A 16,228-nucleotide genomic window follows, 5' to 3' on the forward strand; every position below is an offset into this window, starting at 1 on the left:
ACAGTCATGGCGGACCAAACAAGTCAGGAAAACGCAACGCAAGGTGCGCCAGGCCAAACGCCACCTTCAGGCAGTACTGCCGAGAACAAGCTGTTTTCAGATGCGTTCATGACGGCCCTCAAGGCGGGCGTTCAGCTTTCAAAAAAGGAGCAGCTTCTCTTGTTCGTGATGCTGCAATACCTGCGCAAGCAGAGAGGCAACTAGCGCTGTCCTGCCAACTCAATTGGAGAAAGCCCATGGAGAGAGACATCAACTACATCCGAGAGGAGTTGGACGAGGTGACGCTGACGCACCTGCGCCGCTGGATTGTTCTTCTTGAGGAGGCGCAAGGCAAGGAGCGCCCCTGTGAAATCCAGCACAACTCCCTGCCGGGATACCTAGCCTATCTCAACAGTGCCCGAAATGCGCTCTGCCGTGCCGAGGTTCTCGCCGGCTCCACGTTTGAGGAGACAGCAAGTGTCCGTGTGGAAGTGGATGAACGCGTCATGGATGAAGAGTTGATCACTGAAGAGGGTGAGATCGACGTCCATGAAGAGATTGTGGAAGAGTTTATCGAAAAGGAGAGGGTCTATGAGCGGTCAGGACGATCCCGCGAGTGCGGTCGGGCAAGGGGAGAGCGCGGCCGGAGCTGATAACTCATCAGCCCAGCAGGCAAGTCAAACGCAACCCAACGAAGCGCCCGTGGATCAGGTTGCTGCGGCCCAGAAGCAGGTAGAACAGGCGCTACAGAATTTTCAGGCGCTCAAGCAGTCAATTCCCAATCTGAAGCAGGTCGTCGCTGAGATGAAGCAGCAGCAGGTGGATGTTGAGCAGGCAAGCCAACACATCAGTTCAAGCGCCCAGGCGGTCATGCAAGAGGTAGATAGTGCGGTGAAGCAGATGAATGCGACCGTGCAGGGCGAGGTAAACTCTATGCTTCACGGATTGCCGCAGGAGCCAAGTGCTCAGCCGGCCTCATCGCCGCAGGAGCAAAGCAGCTCAGCCTCTACGCCGCCACCTCAGACAAAGCAAGCGCAAGCTCAACCTGCTGCGACTGCGCAAGCCACCCAGACGATGGCAACCCAGCACCCGCAAACAGCGATTGCAAGTCAGGTGGCTGATGCGATGCGGCAGATTATCCGAAATGAGGTGCAGCAGGCTGTCTCGGAACAGATCGCCCCTCTGGCGGCAGAGATCAGTAAAATTGTCTCAAGCTCTCGGTCTCGTTAAGTATTAGAGGTGTTTTCAGGGTCTGAATTTGGTTTCACAAGAAAAAGAAAATTGCGTCTTAGTAGCTGTACACAATTTGTACTGAATTCTCACAGGAGACAGATTTATGGCAGATCCAACTACTGTAAGCCCAATGGTTACAGATGCAGTAACACAGTCGAACGTGAAGGTTATTGCAGAAGCGCCAGCAATGGCCATGGGCAGTATCTTTCAGACCATGTCGCACTCAACCGGCATCTTGTTTGAGAATGCGGTGTCGGCTGCACAGCAGCAGACCACTCTGTCTCAAGCCGCGTCTAACCAGGGTGTCATGCAGATCTACTCAATGGACACCATGGCGGGTGCCGGTGCCACTGAGAAGGTGGCACAGAGCGGTGAAGCTGACAACCTGACCACGCTGCTGACCGTACTGCAGTCTTTTACCTAATACCTGACATTCGGGCTTTAGAGCTCATCTATCTGGCCTCGGCAATCAGTCTCTAGTTGTGTTTCAATGCCGTAACTGCCGGGCGCCACCCTTGATTATCACTGAGGAGACCTAAGAAATGGCAGATCCAACAACCGTGAACCCGATGATCACCGACGCTGTGACACAGTCCAACGTCAAGGTGGTCGGTGAGGCCCCGGCAATGGCCATGGGCAGCTTGTTCCAGAGCATGGCACACTCAACCGGTATCCTGTTTGAGAACGCTGTATCTGCTGCACAGCAGCAGAACACCCTTTCTCAAGCTGCAACCAACCAGGGTGTTATGCAGATCTATTCCATGGATACCATGGCTGGTGCAGGCGCAACCGAGAAAGTGGCTCAAAGCGGTACCGCAGACAATCTGACAACCATGCTGACCGTTCTGCAGGCACTGGGCAACACTGGCCGATAAGCTTGCATCATGAGAACCTAGAAAGTGCTGTCATTGTCGGCAGCACTTTTCTTTTGGTCGGAGCTCTTCACATCTGGGTGTTTTTCGGTATATAGCGCGCTAGTCATTAACCCGAATAATTCAAAAGCTCTGCATGCCCCAAGTTCTTGTTGTCGCCCTCTATAAATTTGTTCCCTTTGAAGACTTCGAAAGTCACAGGGAGCCCCTTCTGGAGTTCTGCAAAGCACGCGATATTCGCGGCAGCTTGCTGATTGCTAAAGAGGGCATGAACGGAACTGTGGCAGGCGAGGAGAAACACGTTCGGGACCTTTTGGACCATATAAAAAGCGATCCCCGCTTTGCCGATTTGACGCACAAAGAGTCTTGGGCTGAGCGTATTCCTTTCCGCCGTATGAAGGTCCGCTTGAAGAAAGAGATCGTCAATATGGGCCTCCCGACGATCGATCCACGGCAAACGGTGGGCACCTATGTGAAACCGGAGGATTGGAACGCGCTGATCAGTGATCCGGATGTTGTCGTTATTGATACCCGGAATGATTACGAAGTGGCGATGGGTACATTCGAGCGTGCCATTGATCCGGAAACGGAAACCTTCAAAGAGTTTCCGGATTGGGTCAAAGAACATGGTGAACTGAAGCAAGCCAAGAAAGTAGCGATGTTCTGCACCGGCGGTATACGCTGCGAAAAGGCGACAGCCCTCATGCTGGAAGAGGGGTATGACGAGGTTTACCACTTGGAAGGTGGCATTCTGAACTATCTGGAAAAAGTGCCTGAGGAACAGAGCCTCTGGAAGGGAGAGTGTTTTGTATTCGATGACCGCGTATCAGTTGATCATGCCTTGAAGCCAGTTTGGGGCAAGAACGTGCCAGAAAAGACGCGAAAGATCCTTGCTGACTACATGATCAACGACGACGATTGAAGGCAAAGCTCTCCCGAGAGTCCTCGAGAGAGCTTTTGAATTATCCGAAACGGTGGCTTGGAACACCCTTTGCCCCCGGGGTCATTACAAAGACGCTGCCGGAGAGTGGGTATTTGGTCATGAGTTCCGGATCGCTGTGCGGTTTGAGCGTTGTGACCACCAGATGATCCAGATCGGGGCCCGCAAAGCAGGGCATTGTCGGGCGTGGCGCTGGCATTCCGATGGACATGATCAGGTTCCCGCTCGGTGAAAAGCAGTTGACGTTGCCCGCGGAAACACCGGCACTCCAGTAATTTCCGTCGGCATCGATGGTCCCTCCATCCGGGCGTCCCAGCGTGTTGTCCAATTGGAGATACTGTGTGCGGTTGCTCAAGGCTCCCGTTGTCGGGTCAAAATCATAACGATCAACGCGGCCTGTGCTTGAGTCTGAATGGAACATCTGACTTCCATCTGGGGACCACGCCAGACCATTGGAAACATGGATCTCCTCGGCAATCTTGCTAACGGTTCCGTCAGGCGCCACGCGGTAGAGTGTTGCAATTGGCTTGCGCGGCGAACGGTCATCCATTGTTCCAACCCAGAACGCACCATCAGGGCCAACTTTGCCGTCGTTCAGTCGGGTGCGGTCGTCGTTGGCTTCGATTTGGACGAGTACTTCTCGCGCACCGGTTTCCTTGTCGAACAAAAGGATTTCGTCGTGATGGGCCACAATCAGGCCTCCATCCTTGCACAGGCCAAAAGAGCCAACTGTCTTTTCGAAGACCCAGCTGCGTAGCGCCTGTGTTTCCCAGTCAAAAGCCCAAATCGCATGGCCGAGAATGTCGCAGAATAGCAGTGTGTTGGTGTGATCGTCCCAAACCGCGCCTTCGGCAAGGTCAAAACGGGGTGGGGTAAGACTTGTAATGGGGTCGACCAAGGTTATGTGCTCCTGACGGCGTTGGATTGGAGAAGCCTTTATACGGCGTTACCCTTTTGCGGTCGAGGCGAAGGACGCCATCGAGGCTGAATTGGCCGTATCCTTGACGCTTTTTCCTTGTTTTTCAAAGCGAAATAGGAAAAGCTGTACCTTGCTTGATGGACCGAATGGCAAACGACGACCGCATCTTGGCCACGCCCGGTAGACGTGTGAGGTGCTGGCGGTGTATACGCTCGAAGTCAGCGGGATCTTCGGCTGCAATCCGCAGTAGATAGTCCGCATCACCGCCCATCAAGTGGCACTCAATGATCTCTGGAGAGGCTGCGACGGACCGCTCGAAGGCCTGCAGCGCATCCTCTGACTGGGAGGCCAGTGAGATCTCGACGAAGACGCTCATACTGCGGCCAATCTTCTCCGGATTGAGGATGGCCACGTAACGATCAATGATACCCGCGGCTTCGAGTGCCCGAACCCGTCGCAGGCAGGCGGACGCCGATAGGCTCACCTTTGATGCCAGATCCGAGTTGGGTATCCGTCCATCTGCCTGAAGATGTTTCAGGATTTGCAGATCGATTTTATCGATTTTCACTTTTTGCGATGCTTTCGAATTATGTTCGAAGAATCCTCTATTCATTGCAATAATGACGCGATTTATTTGTGATGTCAGTAGATATTTGCAAGCACCTTCGCCTGATACATCTCTACTTTTTCGTGGAACCACATATTTCATCGCCGCATAGGGAGACAAAAATGCGTGTAGGTGTGCCCAAGGAGATCAAGAACCACGAGTATCGTGTTGGGTTGACCCCAGACAATGTCCGCGAGGTGGTCGCGCACGGTCACTCTGTCCTCATGGAAACAGGCGCGGGACTTGGCATCAGTGCTGCTGACGAGGAGTATATTGCTGCTGGTGCCGAGATTGCAGCTACTGCGAAGGATGTCTTTGATAACTCCGAAATGATCGTGAAGGTCAAAGAACCGCAAGCGGTTGAACGCGCCATGTTGCGTCCAGATCACATCCTCTTTACCTACCTGCATTTGGCTCCCGACCCAGAACAAACCGCTGACCTTGTGAAGTCAGGTGCTGTTTGCATTGCTTACGAAACCGTACGCGACACACATGGCCGTCTCCCTCTTCTGGCACCAATGTCTCAGGTTGCAGGTCGTTTGGCTGTGCAGGCCGGTGCGGCAGCCCTTCAGAAGGCCAATGGTGGCCTGGGCGTGTTGCTTGGCGGTGTTCCGGGTGTGGCTCCTGCCAAGGTCGTGGTGATTGGTGGCGGCGTGGTTGGCGCACACTCCATTGCAATGGCGTTGGGCCTTGGGGCGGATGTGACGGTTCTGGACAGAGACGTAAATGTATTGAGCGCGCTTTCCGCACAGTTCGGACCGGCGCTGAAGACTGTCTTCTCCACTCGTGCAAGCCTCGAACAGAACGTACTGGCGGCGGACTTGGTGATTGGTGCGGTATTGGTTGCTGGTGCGGCTGCGCCAAAGCTGGTAACCGCCGAACACGTTAAGAAGATGAAGGCGGGGTCTGTTCTCGTTGATGTGGCGATCGATCAGGGCGGCTGCTTTGAAACCTCTCACGCGACGACCCACGCGGATCCGACCTACATTGTCGATGATGTGGTTCACTATTGCGTGGCGAACATGCCGGGCGCAGTTCCGCGCACTTCCACTGAGGCGCTCAACAACGCAACGCTGCCATATGTTCTAGGCCTTGCTGACCTGGGCTATGAGAAGGCTCTGAAAACCATTCCGGGTTTCTTGCCGGGTCTCAATGTCTACAAGGGCAAGGTCACGGTTGAGGAAGTTGCCGAAAATCTTGGCTACGAGTACGTTGCCCCCGACGTTGCCCTCGGCTAGAGAATAACGACATTGGGCAGCAGCGGCACAGGTGTCGCTGCTGTGCACTTTCGGCAAATGCGCAAGTTGCCTAGCAGTTGTAGTAGTAGGCGTTGCCATTTCTATCGTAGCCGACACACCGTCTCGGTGTTGTTGCAGCGCCAATGATACTGCCTGCCAAACCGCCAATAACGGCGCCTCCGACTGCTGAACCAACATCACCTGTTGCGGCACCAATTGCTGCACCGGTTGCGGCACCCAAGCCGCCACCCACCAAGGCTCTGTCAGTTCTGTTGTATTCACTACAAGCCGAGAGGCCCGCGCACAGGGCCAGCACTAGAGCGAGTTTCTTCATTGTTGTTCTCCTTCGCCCACCCCGCAGGGATGTGATATTACCCTAGCGTCACTTTTGGGTTTCGTAAATTGCGAAGGTCGCCCGGAAGTTGATGATGGTTAAGCGAAGGCTTTTGTTTTCTTAGAGATCAAACAAAAAGGCCCCGTGGATACGAGGCCTTTTCAAAAATTGAAGGTTTAGCTGGGCCTGTTATGGGCAGGCGACTGCATATGGGCGTCCATTCTGATCGTATGCCGTGCAATTCTTTGGAGCGGTCTGGTTGCCGATGATGCCGCCAGCGACGCCACCAATAGCTGCACCAGTCAGAGTTGAGCCCGTGCTGCCACCGGCTACCGCGCCAACAGCTGCACCGGTTGCAGCGCCAATACCAGCACCTGCCAGTGTGCGGTCACCCTGACTGGATGTATTGCAGCCCGCCAGAGCGAGCAAAGCCACGCTTACAAGAACGATTTTCTTCATGTCAAATTCTCCTCAAGCTGCCAGTGCCAGTCACTTCTATGTTCGGAAGGAATACCCGCAGCAAAACTCTACCTAGATTTCATATAAGCAGGATCGTGTTAAAAGTGTGGTCACTTTTGAGGTTTGCTTAGACTATGAACAAAACCGAGCAAACCAAGGGTAGATCCGTCTTTATCTGCTGCCTCTACGGGCTTTTCTATCATTGGTAGAAGCTGAGTAGCAAGTTCCTTGCCCAACTCAACGCCCCACTGGTCGAACGAGTTGATGTTCCAAATGACGCCTTCAACGAAGACACGATGCTCGTAAAGCGCGATCAGGCGACCAAATGCGAAGGGGGTAAGCTGGTCATATAGAATGGTGGTGGATGGGCGGTTGCCCGGGAATACCTTCTGTGGTGCAAGCTTTTCGATCTGCTCGGCCGTTGCACCGGTCGCCTTCATCTTCTCCTGTACAGCTTCGAGAGAGCGTCCACGGAGCAAGGCTTCACTTTGGGCGAGGCAATTTGCCAAGAGCAGGTTGTGGTGGTTCTGAAGTTCCGGCTCATGGCTGTTGACTGCCGCGATGAACTCGCACGGGATGGTGCTCGTGCCTTGGTGAATGAGCTGATAGAACGCGTGCTGGCCGTTTGTGCCCGGTTCACCCCAGACGATCGGGCCGGTCTGCGTTGCGACTGCGGTGCCGTCCTTGGTCACCTGCTTGCCATTGGATTCCATATCCAGCTGCTGCAAATAGGCGGGGAAGCGAGACAGGCGTTGATCGTATGGCAAGATTGCGCGAGTGGCATATCCCAAGCCGTTGCGATGCCATATGCCGATGAGCCCCATAAGCACGGGCAGGTTGTTTTCCAGCGGGGCGGTGCGGAAGTGTTCGTCCATCGCATGGGCACCGGCCAGGAACTCGCCAAATGCGTCTGGACCAATTGCAATCATGAGCGGCAGGCCAATGGCAGACCAGATGGAGTAGCGGCCGCCGACCCAGTCCCAGAAGCCAAACACGCGTTCTTCATCAATACCAAAGGCGCTCACTTTGTCGAGCGCCGTTGATACGGCTGCAAACTGATGAGCCACCGCTTCTTCGCCGCAGGCTTCCACCAGCCATTTACGCGCGGTTGCAGCGTTCGTCATGGTTTCAATGGTGGTAAAGGTCTTGCTGGCAACGATGACTAGCGTGGTTGCAGGGTCCAGTACCTTCAAAGTGTCATGAATGTGGGCACCGTCAACATTGGAAACGAAATGGGTGCGCGGACCATCGTGGTAAGGGGCCAACGCCAGTGTTGCCATCACCGGGCCCAGGTCTGAGCCGCCAATGCCGATGTTGACGATATCGGTGAACGGGTTTCCGTTGGCGGCGGAAATTTCGCCAGAGCGTATTCCTTCTGCGAACTCACCCATGCGGACCAGAACGTCGGATACATCTGGCATAACATCCTTGCCATCCACCATGATCTGTCGATCCGACTGGTTACGCAAAGCAGTATGCAGAACGGCCCGGTTTTCCGTGGTGTTGATCTTTTCACCTGAGAACATGGCGTCGCGCACGCCTTCTAGATTGGCAGCGCGGGCGAGTTCGAGAAGCAGCTCAAGCGTTTCCTCAGTCATTTTGACTTTGGAGAAGTCGATCAGCAGATCCTCAGAGTTTCTGGAGAACTTGTCGAAACGGGTCGCGTCCTTCTCGAACAGGTCCGTTAGCGCTGTTGTTTCAAGAGCTTTTGCATGCTCGGAAATCTTGGTCCAGGTGTTTGCAAGTGCGGACATTTTGCATCTCCAGTGGTGCCATTTGGTTGGGCCTGGTCGCCTCTTTTGTGAGGCTGGTGCTGGCATCGGTCTTGGGATCCGATGAAGAGTGAACCGTTTGAGCGGTCCAAGTCAATTAGCTGAGGCGTGCCAATAGTTCGGCACTCCTCGGGTCGTGTTGGTACCTAAGGGCAATAGCCCCTTCATCGGAGGGGCTATTGCCGCGGTTGCTTAAAGGCTAGCGGCTTCGCGTGCGCGGGTTTCAATACCGTCCCAGTCTTCGGCTTCAATGGAGGCTGCATCAGCAATCCAAGAACCGCCTACACAAAGAATGTTTGGCAGCTTGAGGAAGTCTGGTGCCGTAGCCAGTCCAATGCCGCCGGTCGGGCAGAACTTCGCCTGTGGCAGCGGAGAGGACATGCTCTTGAGGAAAGGTGCGCCGCCAGCAGGAACGGCAGGGAAGAACTTAAGACGCTGGTAGCCAGCTTCCAGAAGGGTCATCACTTCCGAAACGGTGGAAACGCCGGGCAACAGCGGAACGTCAAAGTTGCTGGCGGCGTCGAGCAAATTCTTGGTGAAGCCAGGGGAGACGACAAATGTGGAGCCAGCTTTTACAGCGGCTTCATACTGCGCATGCTCCAGCACAGTTCCTGCGCCGACCATCGCACCTTCAACTTCTTCTGCAACGGCCTTGATGCAGTCAAGCGCATTTGGTGTGCGGAGTGTAATTTCGATGCTCGGCAGACCACCCTTTACCAAAGCGCGTGCCATTCCGACGGCCTTTTTTGGATCGTTCACAACCAGCACAGGGATTACTGGGGCAGCTGTCATCACTGCTTCTACGCGCTCGATGTTCTGAGACATATCTTTTTCTCCATTAGGCTGAATGCGGGGTCCAACCTTGATTGCAACTTGGATTTGACGTCCTGAGAGGTCTGGCGGTGCCGGGACAAAAGTGGCGCATCAAAGCTGCCGATGCAAAAAAGAAGTGGGGCTTCTCATGCTCGGCGCACCGTTGGCAGGGTTGAGGAACCACTACTTGGGTGCGGATTTGCGCCCTGTAAAAGATGGAGAGGCGCACTCCATCATTTCATTCCGTCAGAGCCAGGGTCTCTTCAATCGATTTAAATCATTCAACCGCAGACGTATAGTTCTGAGAGATACCTATATATACGGGTGCCTTTAGGGCATATGGCCGGGCCGCGCGTACGCGTGCCCAGCCATGTTTTCAGTCTTCATGCCATGTGCGGCCATCGCGCTCGATCAGCGCGATAGATGCGGAGGGACCCCATGTGCCCGAAGTGTAGCCCTTGAGGGCTTCCTTGTCGTTTGACCAATGCTCGAGGATCGGATCAATCCACTTCCATGCAGCCTCTACTTCATCGCGGCGCATGAACAGTGTTTGATTGCCTCGGATCATGTCAAAGATCAGGCGCTCATAGGCGTCCACATTTCGAACCTTGAACGCTTCGGCAAACGTCATGTCCAATGGCACCTTGCGAAGACGCATGCCACCAGGTCCAGGATCCTTGATCATCAGCTGCATCTTCACGCCCTCATCAGGCTGCAGGCGAATGATGAGCTGGTTTGCAGAGATGGTGCCGGCTTCCTCCAGGAAAATGGAGTGCGGCAGGTCCTTGAACTGAATGACAATTTCAGACAGTCGTGAGGCCAAGCGTTTTCCGGTGCGCATATAGAACGGCACACCCGCCCAACGCCAGTTTGCGATTTCCACCTTTGCGGCAACGAAGGTTTCCGTTTGAGAATCCGGGCTGCCGACCTCTTCCAGATAACCTTGGACTGCTCCTCCGGCAGAAGCGCCAGGCCGATATTGACCGCGCACTGTGTTACGCCGCACGCGCTCCTCATCCATCGGGACAAGCGCTTTGAGCACCTTCAGCTTTTCATCTCGAACGCTGTCAGCAGCCATGGACTCGGGAGGTTCCATTGCCACCAGACACAGCAGTTGGAGGAGGTGGTTCTGCACCATGTCGCGCAACGCGCCAGCGGTGTCGTAGTAGCCCGCACGTTTTTCAACGCCCAGCGTTTCCGCGACAGTGATCTGAACATGGTCGATATGTGCGGAGTTCCAGAGCGGTTCGAACATGACGTTGGCAAAGCGCAGCGCCATGAGATTCTGAACCGTTTCCTTGCCCAAGTAGTGGTCGATACGAAAGATCTGATGTTCCTTGAACACAGACCCAACAGTTTCGTTCACAGCATGGGCGGATTCGCCATCGCGACCAATTGGCTTTTCAATGGTAACGCGGGTTTCATCCGTGACCAGATTGTGCTCACCAATGGCTGAGCAGATCGGTCCAAACAGGGAGGGGGCTACGGAAAGGTAGAATGCGCGGTCTATATTCTCGCGGCCTTTGAGTGTTTCCTCAAGACTTTCCCATCCTGTGTTTTCTTCAACGTTGACGCTCACATATGTGATGCGCTTCAAAAAGCGCTCCATGGACATGTTGCACAGGTTCGAAACTTGTGCGGCCACGGACTTATGAGCCCAGTCACGATAGTCTTCCGCTGACAAATCCCGGCGCGAAACGGCAATAATGCGGGAGTCGTCATGTAGTTGCCCATCCAACTCACGGTAATACAGGGCTGGCAGCAGTTTGCGGTGCGCCAAATCCCCGGTCCCACCAAAGACGATGAGATCAAAGGGCGCAAGCTGCGTCATGCGAACTGGCATCGGCAAACCTCTTTCATTTCATTCTCGGAATCGCGGGCTTCTTGCGAGCCTGTTCATTTCCAGATGGCGAAGGAGCGCCTCTCCTTCGGCCGTTGTGCCCGTTCTAACCCTTGGTGTTAGGAGCTTCGGGTTCTTGTTAGGCGAGATTGAGCAAAATGCAAGCCTAAATGACCATTGACAGGTGACAGGCGATTGAATTCGTTTGCGTTCCGCTGCGCGTTCTGTTCACCCAATTGGCGGCTCTGTTGAAACGAATGGTTTAAGTAATCCTGCGAATGCGTTTAGACTGAAGAAACAGATTTGGAACACCCCCATTTTGCTTGCGCTGCCGCTGCATTTGGGAAACTGCAGAACTCCCCACGAATGACGAGGCCAAAATGAACAGCACTTCTCCCGATACTGTTGACCTGACGTCCCGAATTGCCTCAGGCAAAGGCGCGCAAGCTGCGGATCTGGTCTTAAAAAACATTGGGCTTTTTAGCGTGATCGATGGCAGCGTTACCAACACGGATATCGCAATCACCGATGGTATTATTGTGGGGACGCACGATACCTATGAGGGACGACAGGAGATCGACTGCACCGGCAAGATCGCCGTGCCGGGTTTTATCGATACGCATCTGCACATAGAATCGTCGTTGGTCACACCCTTGGAGTTTGACCGGTGCGTACTACCCCATGGCGTGACGACCGTAATCTGTGATCCGCATGAGATTGCAAATGTACATGGTGCCAAAGGCATTCAGTTTTTCCTCGATAGTGCCTTGAAGAGTATCATGGACATTCGCGTCAACTTGCCGTCGTGTGTGCCCGCAACAGCTTTTGAGACGTCCGGTGCTCAGCTCGAAATCGAAGATCTGTTGCCTTTCAAGGATCACCCAAAGGTTATTGGCCTTGCGGAATTCATGAATTTTCCGGGTGTGTTGAATGCAGATGAAAAGGCATTGGCCAAATTGGACGCCTTTCAGAGCGGCCATATCGATGGTCATGCTCCTTTGGTTACCGGCAAGGCTTTGAATGGTTACCTTTCTGCAGGCATTCGCACGGACCATGAGGCAACAAGCGCACAAGAAGCACGGGAGAAATTGTCCAAGGGAATGACCATACTCATTCGTGAGGGGTCAGTTTCCAAGGATCTCGATGCACTGGCGCCTGTGCTTGGTCCAGATACCTCCAGCTTCATGTGCCTTTGCACCGATGACCGCAATCCCCTCGATATTGCAGAGGAGGGACATCTGGACAGCATGATCCGCCGATTGATTGCACACGGCATACCAGCAAAAGATGTATATCGCGCAGCGAGTTGGTCTGCCGCCATGACTTTCGGACTGAAAGATCGCGGTTTGCTTGCGCCGGGTTGGAGAGCGGATATCGTCTTGCTCGATGATCTCGAGGGGTGCGATGTGGCGACCGTTATTGCTGGTGGGCACGTTGTAAGCGACGCGGTTTTTGCAGCGCGCGAAAGTGTTTCCTTCGGCCACCTGAAAAACAGCGTTCACGCTCCAGAAACCTCGCCATCAAGTTTTGAAGTCGAATGGAAGTCTGACTTGCCTGTCATTGGCGTGAAGGCAGGCTTGATCTTGACCGAGCATGTGCGCGCAGAGTTGCCGAGCGTGGATGGCAAAGCCGTTTGCGACCTCTCTCAAGACATTGTGAAGGTGGCGGTGGTGGAACGCCATGGCAAGAACGGCAACATCGGTTGTGGTTTTGTGTCCGGGTTCGGGCTTCAGCGCGGGGCAATCGCATCTTCAGTTGGTCACGACAGCCACAACATCTGTGTTGTTGGCGTGGATGAGGCAGACATGGCAGTGGCGGTAAACCGCCTGAGGGACATACAGGGTGGTTTTGCTGTGGTCGACGATGGCAAAGTGGTTGCCGAGTTAGCGTTGCCGATTGCGGGCTTGATGAGCGATCAGCCGTTCGAAGACGTGCGTCATGCACTTGAGCACTTGCGGGAGAGGGCGTTCGCTTTGGGCTGCACCCTGCCAGAGCCGTTCCTCCAAGTCGCATTTCTGCCTCTTCCCGTTATCCCGCATCTGAAGATAACGGATTTCGGTATTTTCGATGTGGACCGGTTTGCTCTCGCTTAACCCTAAAACCTCAACGTTTGACCAAGGACATGCGTTCGCACCTTGAAACCTGCGCTGATAATGGAAAAATAGTAAAACTACGACCAAGGCTGAGTTGACGTTTTCGTAAACGTCGCTCAGTCTTTGATCGTGTGTTTTTTACTTGGGAGCGCCCGCCGGTGGTAGTGGAGGCTGTCTGAATGGCAGATGCCGCCATGGCGATAATGACGACGCGGTGATAGGCCCGTCGCGACGTGCGCTCTCTGTCACCTATAGGGGGGATCTCAGAATGACGAATGCCGCAGAGTGGGTTGCCAACTTTAAGCCACGTCCGTTAGGCGACTATTTCGATGACGCTTTGCGGCAATACCCCAACAAGCCTGCCACAGACTTCATGGGAAAGGGCCTGACCTATCGCCAACTGGGCGACGAGGTGGCCAAGGCCGCCGCAGGCCTTCAGCGCATGGGTTTCAAGAAAGGCGACAAGATTGGCATCTGCCTTCCCAATACGCCGTACTACACGATCTTCTATTATGCGATCTTGAAAATCGGTGCCACCGTTGTGAACTTCAATCCGCTCTATGTGGAGCGTGAGATTGCGTTCCAGGCGCGGGACGCTGGTATCAGCACAATGATTACGCTGGACCTTAAGGTTGTTTACGACCGTGTGGAAGCGGTGCGGAACGAAGGTGCGATATCCCGCATCATCGTGTGTCCAATGGCCGACCTGCTGCCGCAGCCAAAGAAGCTGCTCTTCACACTGCTGAAGGGTGGGGACCGCGCCAACATTCCTGCTGACGATGCGCATGTGTTCTACAAGTCTGTCACGGCGAACGACGGCAAGTTTACACCGGCTGAAATCGACCCCAATGAAGACATCGCAATTTTGCAGTATACCGGCGGCACAACCGGCGTACCGAAGGGCGCGATGCTAACCCACGCCAACCTGTCTGCAAACATGGAGCAGATGAGGGATCACTTTGTGGGGGCTCAGCCCGGTGAGGAAAGCAGCCTTTGTGTTATCCCCTTCTTCCATGTGTTCGCGATGACCGTTTCCCAAAACCTGTCGATCCTTATCGGCGCGGAGATGGTCATGATGCCGCGGTTCGAGATGAAGATGCTGCTTGATACCATTAAGCGGAAGAAGCCCACACTGTTTGCGGGCGTTCCGACGATCTACACGGCGATCAATAACTCCGAACTGACCAAGAACTACGATCTGTCTTCGATCCGTATCTGTATGTCGGGTGGTGCGCCGCTTCCGGTTGAAGTCAAGCAGCAGTTTGAAAGTCTGACTGGTTGCGTTCTGGTGGAGGGCTACGGCCTGACAGAATCTTCGCCTGTTGCCTGTGGTAACCCAATCGACCGTCCGGGCAAGGCTGGTTCAATTGGTGTTCCGGTTGGCGGAACGCAGGTTCAGTTCCGTAGCCTTGATGATCCGAAGCAGGAAGTCCCAAAGGGCGAGCGCGGCGAGCTGTGTCTCATCGGTCCTCAGATCATGAAGGGCTACTGGAACCGTCCGGATGAAACAGAGAAGACACTGGAAGACGGCAAAGTCCTGCACACGGGTGATGTTGGTTACGAGGATGAAGACGGTTTCGTGTTCCTTGTAGACCGTATTAAGGACCTGATCCTCTGTTCCGGTTACAATGTTTATCCGCGTGTGATCGAGGAGGCCATGTACTTGCATCCAGCGGTGGCTGAGGTGATCGTAATTGCGATCCCTGACGACTATCGTGGGCAGGCGCCGAAGGCGTTTGTAAAGCTGAAGGACGGTCAAACAGCCACAGACGTGGAGCTGAAGACTTTCCTCAGAGATCACATCTCCAAGATCGAAATGCCCTCAGTCATTGAGTTCCGCGATGAACTGCCGAAAACACTGGTTGGCAAGCTCTCCAAGAAGGAACTGGTGGAAGAGGAAGCAAAGAAGCGCGAGATGGCAAACGCCTAGGCTTGTCGAGGGGGACGCTTGTAATTACAGGAGGGGAGCTTGCGGGCTCCCCTTTTTCGTTCAGGTTACCTTGTCGGCGACAGGTTGCTGGACGCGGCGCCCACGAACACTCTCGCGGTGCATGGTATAAAGCGAGGCGGAGATAATAATTGCTGCCCCAATATAGGTGGTCATTTCCGGCCAGACGCCGAAGAAGATAACGCTGATCACTGTGGCGTAGACGATGCGGGTATAGTCAAACGGTGCTATCACCGTCGCTTCACCTGCTCGAAGCGCACGAATGTTGCTCATCTGCGCGGCCCAGCTTACCGCGCCCAGAGCAGCAAGCAGCATGCATTCGGTAAGGTTTGGTGTCTGCCAGAAGTAGATACAGAAGGGCAACATGATGAGCCCAACGAGTACCGCCTGATAGGTGAGGATCGTGATCGGCTGGTCCACCTGTGAGACCTTGCGCACAATGATGGCTACAAGCGCGGCACAGGCCGAAGCGAGAACCGCCATGAGGCTGTAAATGTTGAGACCAGCTTCTCCGGTCGGTTGCACAATGATGAGAACACCAACGAACCCGATGATGGTTGCGGCCCAGCGGTGCACACCAACGATTTCTTTCAAAAGCACAATAGCAAACAGCGTCATGAAGAATGTGCGCGCAAAGCCGAGCACTGTGCTATCTGCCAAGGGCAGTTCAATCACGGCGCTAAAGCCGAAGAACATGGCGCAAGATGCCAAAATGGTTCTGGCACCGTGGAGGAGCGGAGCCTTGGTCTTCAAGGAGCCCGGTAGGCCGCTAAAAATCGCTGGCGCGGAGATTAAGGCCATGATGCCTTGGCGGATTGTCAGAACCTGTGTGACATGAAGGCGTTCGCCGAGCGCTTTGACGAGCGCAGCCATTATCGCAAACAGCAGGGTTGCAATAAGCGCCCAGAAGATGCCCTTCAAGTTTCCCGGTAATGCGTTCCAGCGATGATAAAGTCGTTTTTGAAGCGCGCTACTGGCGATGTTTGTGAACCCGTCCTGCGGGTTTTCGTCAAGCATTTGGGAACCTGGAGGCATTGAGTTGTGAAGTGCGCGAGGAGGGTTCAGGCGTGTCAGTTGGGCAGGCACATCGCTTCATACGCGCTTTGAGATCCTGATACCTAGCGGCTTTTTCAGTGCCGCGTCAAATGCCCATGGTGTTTGGAGCGGGTTACGCCTATGGG

General features: G+C 54.4%; 17 protein-coding genes. 9 read left to right on the top strand and 8 right to left on the bottom strand.

The window, feature by feature from the left end:
* The first annotated feature begins 6 nt into the window (after nucleotides 1-6).
* From PUV47_RS10640 to PUV47_RS10665, 6 genes are all read left to right on the top strand, one after another.
* Nucleotides 7-204, top strand: a complete 198-nt coding sequence (locus tag PUV47_RS10640) for a hypothetical protein (RefSeq protein ID WP_274218537.1) — start codon at nucleotides 7-9, stop codon at nucleotides 202-204.
* A gap of 32 nt (nucleotides 205-236) precedes the next feature.
* Nucleotides 237-632, top strand: a complete 396-nt coding sequence (locus PUV47_RS10645; protein WP_274218538.1) for a hypothetical protein — start codon at nucleotides 237-239, stop codon at nucleotides 630-632.
* Complete coding sequence (locus tag PUV47_RS10650; RefSeq protein ID WP_274218539.1) at nucleotides 571-1,209, top strand: hypothetical protein; 639 nt, start codon at nucleotides 571-573, stop codon at nucleotides 1,207-1,209. Before PUV47_RS10645 ends, PUV47_RS10650 begins: the two co-directional genes overlap by 62 nt.
* A gap of 133 nt (nucleotides 1,210-1,342) precedes the next feature.
* On the top strand, nucleotides 1,343-1,636 hold the full coding sequence (locus PUV47_RS10655) for a RebB family R body protein (RefSeq protein ID WP_425313762.1): 294 nt from the start codon (nucleotides 1,343-1,345) through the stop codon (nucleotides 1,634-1,636).
* Between the two features lie 118 nt (nucleotides 1,637-1,754).
* Entirely contained in the window at nucleotides 1,755-2,087 is a 333-nt protein-coding gene (locus PUV47_RS10660; protein ID WP_274218541.1) for a RebB family R body protein, read from the top strand.
* A 133-nt stretch (nucleotides 2,088-2,220) separates the two neighbouring features.
* Nucleotides 2,221-3,006 (top strand): rhodanese-related sulfurtransferase, encoded by a 786-nt coding sequence (locus PUV47_RS10665; protein WP_274218542.1) that lies wholly within the window; start codon nucleotides 2,221-2,223, stop codon nucleotides 3,004-3,006.
* 40 nt (nucleotides 3,007-3,046) lie between these two features.
* Here the strand turns inward: PUV47_RS10665 and PUV47_RS10670 are convergent, their stop codons facing one another.
* Nucleotides 3,047-3,922 carry an SMP-30/gluconolactonase/LRE family protein gene (locus tag PUV47_RS10670; RefSeq protein ID WP_274218543.1) on the bottom strand — a complete coding sequence of 292 codons (876 nt, stop codon included), beginning with the start codon at nucleotides 3,920-3,922 and terminating at the stop codon, nucleotides 3,047-3,049.
* A 124-nt stretch (nucleotides 3,923-4,046) separates the two neighbouring features.
* On the bottom strand, nucleotides 4,047-4,511 hold the full coding sequence (locus PUV47_RS10675) for an Lrp/AsnC family transcriptional regulator (RefSeq protein ID WP_274218544.1): 465 nt from the start codon (nucleotides 4,509-4,511) through the stop codon (nucleotides 4,047-4,049).
* A 161-nt stretch (nucleotides 4,512-4,672) separates the two neighbouring features.
* Here PUV47_RS10675 and ald point away from each other — a divergent pair, with 161 nt between their 5' ends.
* On the top strand, nucleotides 4,673-5,788 hold the full coding sequence (gene ald, locus PUV47_RS10680; protein ID WP_274218545.1) for an alanine dehydrogenase: 1,116 nt from the start codon (nucleotides 4,673-4,675) through the stop codon (nucleotides 5,786-5,788).
* A 70-nt stretch (nucleotides 5,789-5,858) separates the two neighbouring features.
* Here the strand turns inward: ald and PUV47_RS10685 are convergent, their stop codons facing one another.
* From PUV47_RS10685 to zwf, 5 genes are all read right to left on the bottom strand, one after another.
* A complete protein-coding gene (locus PUV47_RS10685) occupies nucleotides 5,859-6,122 on the bottom strand; it encodes a glycine zipper domain-containing protein (protein ID WP_274218546.1) in 264 nt (87 codons plus the stop codon).
* Between the two features lie 189 nt (nucleotides 6,123-6,311).
* Nucleotides 6,312-6,581 (bottom strand): YMGG-like glycine zipper-containing protein, encoded by a 270-nt coding sequence (locus tag PUV47_RS10690; RefSeq protein WP_274218547.1) that lies wholly within the window; start codon nucleotides 6,579-6,581, stop codon nucleotides 6,312-6,314.
* Nucleotides 6,582-6,691: 110 nt separating this feature from the next.
* On the bottom strand, nucleotides 6,692-8,335 hold the full coding sequence (gene pgi, locus PUV47_RS10695; RefSeq protein ID WP_274218548.1) for a glucose-6-phosphate isomerase: 1,644 nt from the start codon (nucleotides 8,333-8,335) through the stop codon (nucleotides 6,692-6,694).
* 210 nt (nucleotides 8,336-8,545) lie between these two features.
* Nucleotides 8,546-9,178 carry a bifunctional 4-hydroxy-2-oxoglutarate aldolase/2-dehydro-3-deoxy-phosphogluconate aldolase gene (gene eda / locus PUV47_RS10700; protein WP_274218549.1) on the bottom strand — a complete coding sequence of 211 codons (633 nt, stop codon included), beginning with the start codon at nucleotides 9,176-9,178 and terminating at the stop codon, nucleotides 8,546-8,548.
* A 364-nt stretch (nucleotides 9,179-9,542) separates the two neighbouring features.
* Nucleotides 9,543-11,009 (bottom strand): glucose-6-phosphate dehydrogenase, encoded by a 1,467-nt coding sequence (zwf, locus tag PUV47_RS10705; RefSeq protein WP_274218550.1) that lies wholly within the window; start codon nucleotides 11,007-11,009, stop codon nucleotides 9,543-9,545.
* Between the two features lie 377 nt (nucleotides 11,010-11,386).
* On the opposite strand from zwf, the gene ade reads away from it, so the two are divergent.
* Complete coding sequence (gene ade, locus PUV47_RS10710; RefSeq protein WP_274218551.1) at nucleotides 11,387-13,099, top strand: adenine deaminase; 1,713 nt, start codon at nucleotides 11,387-11,389, stop codon at nucleotides 13,097-13,099.
* A 268-nt stretch (nucleotides 13,100-13,367) separates the two neighbouring features.
* Nucleotides 13,368-15,029, top strand: a complete 1,662-nt coding sequence (locus tag PUV47_RS10715) for a long-chain-fatty-acid--CoA ligase (RefSeq protein WP_274218552.1) — start codon at nucleotides 13,368-13,370, stop codon at nucleotides 15,027-15,029.
* Nucleotides 15,030-15,089: 60 nt separating this feature from the next.
* Here PUV47_RS10715 and PUV47_RS10720 read toward each other — a convergent pair whose 3' ends face one another.
* A complete protein-coding gene (locus PUV47_RS10720) occupies nucleotides 15,090-16,064 on the bottom strand; it encodes a DMT family transporter (protein ID WP_274218553.1) in 975 nt (324 codons plus the stop codon).
* Nucleotides 16,065-16,228 lie beyond the last annotated feature (164 nt).

This window comes from Pseudovibrio exalbescens (assembly GCF_028737195.1).
Taxonomy (GTDB): domain Bacteria; phylum Pseudomonadota; class Alphaproteobacteria; order Rhizobiales; family Stappiaceae; genus Pseudovibrio; species Pseudovibrio zosterae.

What these genes read in the sequence shown, in the direction of transcription:
- PUV47_RS10640 (WP_274218537.1), top strand. Translation starts at nt 7, where the DNA reads ATGGCGGACCAAACAAGTCAGGAAAACGCAACGCAAGGTGCGCCAGGC.
- PUV47_RS10645 (WP_274218538.1), top strand. Translation starts at nt 237, where the DNA reads ATGGAGAGAGACATCAACTACATCCGAGAGGAGTTGGACGAGGTGACG.
- PUV47_RS10650 (WP_274218539.1), top strand. Translation starts at nt 571, where the DNA reads ATGAGCGGTCAGGACGATCCCGCGAGTGCGGTCGGGCAAGGGGAGAGC.
- PUV47_RS10655 (WP_425313762.1), top strand. Translation starts at nt 1,343, where the DNA reads ATGGTTACAGATGCAGTAACACAGTCGAACGTGAAGGTTATTGCAGAA.
- PUV47_RS10660 (WP_274218541.1), top strand. Translation starts at nt 1,755, where the DNA reads ATGGCAGATCCAACAACCGTGAACCCGATGATCACCGACGCTGTGACA.
- PUV47_RS10665 (WP_274218542.1), top strand. Translation starts at nt 2,221, where the DNA reads ATGCCCCAAGTTCTTGTTGTCGCCCTCTATAAATTTGTTCCCTTTGAA.
- ald (WP_274218545.1), top strand. Translation starts at nt 4,673, where the DNA reads ATGCGTGTAGGTGTGCCCAAGGAGATCAAGAACCACGAGTATCGTGTT.
- PUV47_RS10685 (WP_274218546.1), bottom strand. Translation starts at nt 6,122, where the DNA reads ATGAAGAAACTCGCTCTAGTGCTGGCCCTGTGCGCGGGCCTCTCGGCT.
- PUV47_RS10690 (WP_274218547.1), bottom strand. Translation starts at nt 6,581, where the DNA reads ATGAAGAAAATCGTTCTTGTAAGCGTGGCTTTGCTCGCTCTGGCGGGC.
- pgi (WP_274218548.1), bottom strand. Translation starts at nt 8,335, where the DNA reads ATGTCCGCACTTGCAAACACCTGGACCAAGATTTCCGAGCATGCAAAA.
- eda (WP_274218549.1), bottom strand. Translation starts at nt 9,178, where the DNA reads ATGTCTCAGAACATCGAGCGCGTAGAAGCAGTGATGACAGCTGCCCCA.
- zwf (WP_274218550.1), bottom strand. Translation starts at nt 11,009, where the DNA reads ATGCCAGTTCGCATGACGCAGCTTGCGCCCTTTGATCTCATCGTCTTT.
- ade (WP_274218551.1), top strand. Translation starts at nt 11,387, where the DNA reads ATGAACAGCACTTCTCCCGATACTGTTGACCTGACGTCCCGAATTGCC.
- PUV47_RS10715 (WP_274218552.1), top strand. Translation starts at nt 13,368, where the DNA reads ATGACGAATGCCGCAGAGTGGGTTGCCAACTTTAAGCCACGTCCGTTA.
- PUV47_RS10720 (WP_274218553.1), bottom strand. Translation starts at nt 16,064, where the DNA reads ATGCTTGACGAAAACCCGCAGGACGGGTTCACAAACATCGCCAGTAGC.